6 protein-coding genes, 6 tRNA genes and 1 riboswitch are annotated in these 6,415 nt (G+C 67.7%); of the genes, 6 read left to right on the top strand and 6 right to left on the bottom strand.

What is annotated here, in order from left to right; all coding sequences use genetic code 11:
- Positions 1 to 262: 262 nt before the first annotated feature.
- Positions 263 to 448, bottom strand: coding sequence for an antitoxin (locus AB4Y80_RS14890; protein WP_442215124.1), 186 nt, complete (start codon positions 446 to 448; stop codon positions 263 to 265).
- A 258-nt stretch (positions 449 to 706) separates the two neighbouring features.
- Positions 707 to 768, top strand: a riboswitch (guanidine-III (ykkC-III) riboswitch).
- Positions 769 to 780: 12 nt separating this feature from the next.
- Here AB4Y80_RS14890 and AB4Y80_RS14885 point away from each other — a divergent pair.
- Positions 781 to 1,095: a DMT family transporter gene (locus AB4Y80_RS14885; RefSeq protein ID WP_442215123.1), complete on the top strand. Its 315-nt coding sequence runs from the start codon at positions 781 to 783 to the stop codon at positions 1,093 to 1,095.
- 97 nt (positions 1,096 to 1,192) lie between these two features.
- Here the strand turns inward: AB4Y80_RS14885 and AB4Y80_RS14880 are convergent.
- The 5 genes from AB4Y80_RS14880 to AB4Y80_RS14860 all read right to left on the bottom strand — a co-directional run bounded on the left by AB4Y80_RS14880 (position 1,193) and on the right by AB4Y80_RS14860 (position 1,792).
- Positions 1,193 to 1,267 (bottom strand) — tRNA-Val (locus AB4Y80_RS14880).
- Positions 1,268 to 1,363: 96 nt separating this feature from the next.
- Positions 1,364 to 1,435 (bottom strand) — tRNA-Gly (locus tag AB4Y80_RS14875).
- Between the two features lie 61 nt (positions 1,436 to 1,496).
- Positions 1,497 to 1,571, bottom strand: a tRNA-Val gene (locus AB4Y80_RS14870).
- A 52-nt stretch (positions 1,572 to 1,623) separates the two neighbouring features.
- A tRNA-Cys gene (locus tag AB4Y80_RS14865) sits at positions 1,624 to 1,697 on the bottom strand.
- A 23-nt stretch (positions 1,698 to 1,720) separates the two neighbouring features.
- Positions 1,721 to 1,792, bottom strand: a tRNA-Gly gene (locus tag AB4Y80_RS14860).
- A gap of 357 nt (positions 1,793 to 2,149) precedes the next feature.
- Between AB4Y80_RS14860 and AB4Y80_RS14855 the strand changes: the two genes are divergently transcribed.
- The 5 genes from AB4Y80_RS14855 (at position 2,150) to AB4Y80_RS14835 (ending at position 6,375) form a co-directional block, all read left to right on the top strand.
- Positions 2,150 to 2,221, top strand: a tRNA-Val gene (locus AB4Y80_RS14855).
- Between the two features lie 152 nt (positions 2,222 to 2,373).
- Complete coding sequence (locus tag AB4Y80_RS14850; RefSeq protein WP_442215122.1) at positions 2,374 to 3,243, top strand: cytochrome; 870 nt, start codon at positions 2,374 to 2,376, stop codon at positions 3,241 to 3,243.
- Positions 3,244 to 3,296: 53 nt separating this feature from the next.
- Positions 3,297 to 3,860 carry a peptide deformylase gene (def, locus tag AB4Y80_RS14845; RefSeq protein WP_442215121.1) on the top strand — a complete coding sequence of 188 codons (564 nt, stop codon included), beginning with the start codon at positions 3,297 to 3,299 and terminating at the stop codon, positions 3,858 to 3,860.
- Positions 3,857 to 4,777 (top strand): methionyl-tRNA formyltransferase, encoded by a 921-nt coding sequence (gene fmt / locus AB4Y80_RS14840; protein WP_442215120.1) that lies wholly within the window; start codon positions 3,857 to 3,859, stop codon positions 4,775 to 4,777. The genes def and fmt overlap by 4 nt, the downstream gene beginning before the upstream one ends.
- On the top strand, positions 4,774 to 6,375 hold the full coding sequence (locus AB4Y80_RS14835) for an RsmB/NOP family class I SAM-dependent RNA methyltransferase (protein WP_442215119.1): 1,602 nt from the start codon (positions 4,774 to 4,776) through the stop codon (positions 6,373 to 6,375). The genes fmt and AB4Y80_RS14835 overlap by 4 nt, the downstream gene beginning before the upstream one ends.
- Positions 6,376 to 6,415 lie beyond the last annotated feature (40 nt).

The raw sequence follows: 6,415 nt of genomic DNA, 5'->3' as shown, positions 1-6,415 counted from the left end.
GCCATAGGCCCCGCGGGGCCGCCTCCAACACGACGGACACCCGCCATGATCAAGCCGGCGCCACGGGACCGCCCGGCGACAATGGCCTCCCCGGACGGGCAGCAAACCCAAACCACCCCCACCTCATATCGTCTAGCTCGTCCGCTTGGAATCACCGGGTGGCACGTCCCCGCCGGCGCCCGTTAAGGGCGGAAGGCGTCGGTACCGTCTCTCGACGGGACCGACGCCCTCTTTGACGCCTTTTCAGGGGCGAAAAGCAGACCTACCGGCCGGTGCCGTCCACAAAGTCTGAAGCAGCCTTCTGGACGCCGTCAATCCGGTCCGTGAACTTGTCACCGGTCTTGCTGTCGACAAAGTCGCCAGCCTTCTCGATGCCGTCCTTGACCTGGTCCCGGTGCTCACCGATCAGTTCCTCGGCCTTGCCCTTGATGTCGTCAAAAATAGACAATGGGCACCTCCCTTCCCTCAAGGGGCCATTGGCGCCCCAACTCCCTTCAGCCTAGTGACAGACACTGGCTTGTCAATGAAAACTACGTGGGAGTTCGCACGGTGTGGATTGCCCGGTCGGGACTGTCTTTTGTGGCGTGGACGCACCCACGGGTGCTGCCAGGCCAACGGCGGACTGGCGTGCCGGGCCCGGTCACCCGCGGGTGCTGCCAGGTCAACGGCGGGTTGGCGTGCCGGGGCCGGGATGTGCCAAAATTGGGGGCAGCCAGCAGGCACCCGGACGAGGTGCGCCGTACCCGGCCAGCGACAAGACGGCGCCTTGGAGTGATCGTTGTGTCGTGGTTTGTCTTGGTTGTCTCGGGCCTGTTGGAGGCCGTCTGGGCCACCGCGTTGGGCAAGAGCGAAGGCCTGAGCCGGCTCGGCCCCACCATTGTGTTCGCGGCGGCCCTCATCCTGAGCATGGCCGGCCTGGCGTGGGCCATGCGCACGCTGCCCGTCGGCACGTCCTACGCGGTGTGGGTCGGCATCGGCGCGACCCTCACGGTCGGCTACGCCATGGCCACGGGAGCCGAGGCCGTCTCGGTGCTGAAGATCCTGCTGCTGCTCGGCCTGATTTCATGCATCGTCGGGCTGAAGCTGGTGCATTAGCTGGGTGCCGGCACGGCTTCAACGCACGCCGCTTATGGGCAATAGGCTTAAACGCACGACGGCGACGCAAGGTTTGCGTCGCCGTCGTGCGTTTTGGTGGTGGGCGATACTGGGATCGAACCAGTGACCTCTTCCGTGTCAGGGAAGCGCGCTACCGCTGCGCCAATCGCCCAAGCTCATTGCAGAATCCATACAAGTGAATCCATACAAGTGGATCCATACAAAACTGCCGGAATCCTGGGATCCCGGCAGTTCCATGCTAACTGCGAGCGGATGACGAGATTCGAACTCGCGACCCTCACCTTGGCAAGGTGATGCTCTACCACTGAGCCACATCCGCAGGTTGCTGCTGTATTACTTTACCTGATTTTCATCAGATCAACGAACTCTTGCGAGTTCCTTGGTGGGCGATACTGGGATCGAACCAGTGACCTCTTCCGTGTCAGGGAAGCGCGCTACCGCTGCGCCAATCGCCCAAGCATTCGTCAAACTCTCATGCCCGGAAACACTCCCGGAGTGTTGCCGTTGTGGAGGTGGGAACGGGATTCGAACCCGTGTACACGGCTTTGCAGGCCGTTGCCTCGCCTCTCGGCCACCCCACCGTAAGTACTTACGGTGTCCTGCGAGCGGATGACGAGATTCGAACTCGCGACCCTCACCTTGGCAAGGTGATGCTCTACCACTGAGCCACATCCGCAAAAGTAACATGTTCCGCCGGTGTGTCCCCGGCGGACCGTGTTGCTGCGTTGAAAACTGTACCCGAGGGTTTTCTCAAACACCAAATCGCGGTTGGTCCCGGCGGGGTGTCGCCGCGGGAGGCCGGCCGGATCGAAGCTAAGGGTGCGGATTTTGCATCCGCATTCGAATTACAAGCGTGTGACTAGGGCCTGGAATTGGCCGCGCCCTAGGGCGTTTCACCGGAATGTGCGGTGCGGCGTGTGTCACATCGAAGGTCCGGTCGGGTGGATTATGACGAACGGCAAGTTTGGGCTAGTCTGTTGAACGCAACAAAGACGGCGGCTAGTTCCGGACTGGGACATGGGACGCCGGCTTTGGGCGATTGGCGCAGTGGTAGCGCGCTTCGTTCACACCGAAGAGGTCACTGGTTCGAACCCAGTATCGCCCACGTTCGCAAGAAGTCCTCCCGAGCCGCGGAAACGCGCCGTCGCGGGGGCTTTTTGTATTCCCGGGGACGCACGCACCCGGCCGCGGCCCACTTATCCACACCGTCCGGGGCCCCGGCTGCGAAGTGTCGGCGGCTAATGAAATAGTGGACTTATGACGGCACCAGCATTGGCACACAGCACAGAACTCGGGCGCATGTACGCGCGGTCACTTACCGATCCGCCGCGGGTTCCCTCGATCACCACGGTGATCGCGCAGCAATCGACGTCCCTGGACGGCTGGATCGGCTACATGGCCGCCACCGCCGTGGCCGCGCACCCCGACCTCGGCGCGGCCGTCGGCAACCCCGGCCAGCTGCGCACCGTGGTGCGGGACAGCTCCAACGCCGCCGGGCAATACCGCGACGCCGCGGCGGCCCGCGGTGACCGCGTCCACTACTACTGTGAACAAGTCTCCCTCCACGCCCTTGGCCGGCCCGATCACCTGCTGGAGGCCCGGGCGGCCCTGGCGGAAAAGGGCGAAGAGAATTTTGCGGTCCGCTTCGATGCCTGGTGGAAGGAATACCAGGTCAAGCCGCTGGCGCCGGAGATCACCGTCTGGAACGAGACCCTGGGGTATGCCGGCACCCTGGACCTGGTTGCCACGATCGGCGGGAAGCTGTGCGTCATCGACTTCAAGACCAAGGGGACGGACCGCAATGGCCAGGTCAAGAACCTCGACGCCAAGGTGGTCATGCAATTGGTGGCCGGCATGAAGGCCGAGGAATCGATTGTCGACGAGGCCGCCGGCACGTGGGAAGCGTGGAAATACGGCCAGGACCCCGTGCTTCTGGGCGTCGCCATCGGTGAGACCGAGGTGCGGACCCTTCGCGCCAACCCGGCCGTGCTGAAGGCCAACTGGTTCAAGTTTTGTTCCCTGCGCCGCGTCTGGCAGACATCGCGTGAGGCGGCCGAAGCCGGCCAGCCATTGCTGCCCATCGCCCCGCCGGCACCCCGGGAATCGCCAACTAGACTAGGGGAATAGCAGTCCGGCGGCCGGCAACGTCGGCAACAACATCAAAGACAAGGTGCCCACCCATGGCCATCCTCAGCATTCGCATCATTGGTGACCCCGTCCTTCGAACAGTCGCCGAGGAGGTCACCGACTTTGGCCCGGAGCTGGCCAAGCTCATCGTGGACATGATGGAAACCATGGTCGACGTCGGGGGAGCGGGCCTGGCCGCCCCACAGGTCGGGGTCAACAAGCGCATCTTCACCTACGCCGTCGACGGCCGTGAGGGCCATGTCATCAACCCGGTGATCGTGGCAAGCGACGACTTCGCGCCCGACCAGCCCGAGGGCTGCCTCTCCGTCCCCGGCCTGGGTTACCCCGTCCGCCGCCACCGCTGGGTCCGCCTGACCGGCGTCGACCGCAACGGGGAAGCGGTGGACCTGGAGGCAACCGGCCAGCTCGCCAAGTGCTTCCAGCACGAGACCGACCACCTGGACGGGAAGCTGTACGTGGACCGGCTCGACGGCGAGGACCGCAAGAACGCCCTGCGGGCCATTCGCACCGCCAACTATCACAACGTGACCGCCCAGACCCTCTCCAAACGGGCCCGCACCGTCGGTTCGGCCTTTGGTGCGGGCATCGGGCGATGAGGGTCCTTTTTGCCGGCACGCCCGCCGTCGCCCTGCCCTCCCTCGAGGCCCTGCTGGCGGCCGGTCACGACGTCGTGACCGTCCTGACCCGTCCCGACGCGCCGCTTGGCCGCAAACGGGTCCTGACGCCGTCGCCGGTGGCCGCCCGGGCCCAGGACCTGGGCCTGCCGGTCATCAAGGCCGGCCGCATTGACGACGCCGCCGCCTTGGCCATTGCCGAGGCGGCCCCCGACGTGGCCGCGATCGTGGCGTACGGTGCCCTGATTCCGGAATCCGCGCTGGCCATCCCGACGCATGGCTGGATCAACCTGCACTTTTCGCTGCTGCCGGCCTGGCGCGGCGCCGCCCCCGTGCAATATGCCGTGATCAATGGCGATGAAGTCACCGGCGCCTCCACGTTCATGCTGGAGAAGGGGCTGGACACGGGCCCCATCTATGGCAGCATGACCGAGGCCGTCCGTCCCACCGACACCAGCGCCGACCTCCTGGAACGGTTGTCGCACAGCGGTGCCGTCCTGCTCGCCCAAACCCTCGGCGGGCTGGCGGCGGGGGCCGTGACCGGCGTCGAACAGCATGGCGTCGTCTCGCTGGCCCCCAAACTCACGCTCGAGGACGGCCGGGTGCGGTGGCAGGAACCGGCGTTGGCCGTCAATCGGCGCATCCGCGGCGTCACCACCGAGCCGGGCGCCTGGACCATGCTGGCCGGCCAGCGCGTCAAGCTGGGACCGGTCCGGCTGCGCCCCGACGTCGGCGACCTCGCCCCCGGCCGGATCCGTCTCGATGCCCGGGTCGTCCTGGCGGGCACCGGGTCCCACGCGGTGGAGCTGGACCAGGTGCAACCGGCCGGCAAGAAGATCATGAAGGCAAGCGACTGGGCCCGAGGCCTGGCGAACAAGGAAGATGCGGTGTTTGAATGACCAGCGAGCAAGGCGGGCGTTCGGGCGGCAATTCCGGCCCCGGCAATTTAGGCTCCGGCAAATCAGGCCCCGGCACGTCCGGGAACGCCGGGCATCCCGGCGGGGTCCGGCGCCGTGACGCGGCCGGGCGGGAAAGGAATCGAAGCGCCGCCCGCTCACATACCGCGGCCGCCCCGGGCCAGCGGACCCGTGCCGCCGATCCCGCCCGCCTGGTGGCCTTTGAGGTGCTCCGGGCCGTCTCCGGGGAGGATGCGTACGCCAACCTGGTGCTGCCCGCACGCATCCGCCACCACCACCTGGATCGCCGCGACGCCGGCTTCGCCACGGAACTGGCCTACGGCGCGTTGCGGGCCCAGGGCACCTACGACGCCATCCTGGCCCGCTGCGTGGACCGGCCGCTGGGCGAGCTGGACCCCGCCATCCTGGACGCCCTGCGCATCGGAGTTCACCAGCTCCTTGGCATGCGCGTCCCCGCCCATGCCGCCCTCGACCAGACGGTGGGCCTGGCCCGGGCCGTCATCGGGGCCGGCCCGTCCGCCCTCATCAACGCGGTCCTGCGCAAGGTTTCGGTCCGCGAGCTGCCCGGCTGGCTGGCCGAGCTGACGGACGGGCTCACCGACGACGTCACCGTCGCCTCCCTGGAGCACGCCCACCCGGAATGGATCGTCCGCGCCCTGCGCCAGTCCCTCGTCGCACACGGCCGCGACGCCGCCGAGATCACCGCGTTGCTGGAGGCGGACAATGCCGCCCCGGTCGTGAATCTCGTGGCGCTGCCGGGCCTGGGCGATCTGGCGGAGGCGTTCGACGCCGGTTTCACGGCCGGGGAGCTCGCGGTTGATTCCGCGCTCTCCTCCGGCGGCGATCCGGGCCGGCTGGCCGGGGTCCGGGCGGGTACCGTTCGCGTCCAGGACGTCGGGTCCCAACTCGTTGCCCGGGCGCTGGCGGCCGCCGAGATCACCTCCGAACTGGCCGGGGGCGAGGAACGCTGGCTTGACCTGTGTGCCGGCCCCGGCGGCAAGGCCGCGCTGCTGGCCGCCCTCGCCGCGGAGAAGGGCGCCTGGATCCTGGCCAACGAGCCCACCCCGCATCGTGCCAAGCTGGTGGCCCAGGCCATGGCCGTGGTTCCCGAGGACACGTGGCAGGTCCGCACCGGCGACGGCCGAGACGTCGGCACGGACGTCCCCGCATCCTTCGACCGGATCCTGGTCGACGCCCCCTGTACCGGCCTGGGCGCCCTGCGCCGCCGCCCGGAGTCGCGGTGGCGCCGCCAGCTCTCCGATGTCACCGCGCTGGGGCCGCTGCAGCGCGAACTGCTCAACTCCGCCCTGGCGGCCGTCAAGTCCGGCGGCGTCGTGGCCTACGTGACCTGTTCCCCGCACCCGGCAGAGACCCTTGCCGTCGTCGAGGACGTCCTGCGCAAGCGCGACGACCTGGAACTGCTCGACGCCGGTGCCGCCCTCGACGCCGTCAGCCTCACCGGCGGGCTGGGCGCCGGGAATACGGCCTCCCCGGTGCCCACGCACCGGATGACGGCCCAGCTGTGGCCGCACGTGCACCACACCGACGCCATGTTCCTGGCGCTCATCCGCAAGCGCTGACCACCCAGCGCTGACCGCAAGCGCCGACCCCCACGACTCG

The sequence above is a fragment of the Specibacter sp. RAF43 genome (assembly GCF_052114065.1).
In the GTDB taxonomy this organism is placed as follows: domain Bacteria; phylum Actinomycetota; class Actinomycetes; order Actinomycetales; family Micrococcaceae; genus Specibacter.
The sequence above is the reverse complement of the archived record's forward strand: the minus strand, read 5'-3'. Positions and strand labels throughout refer to the sequence as shown.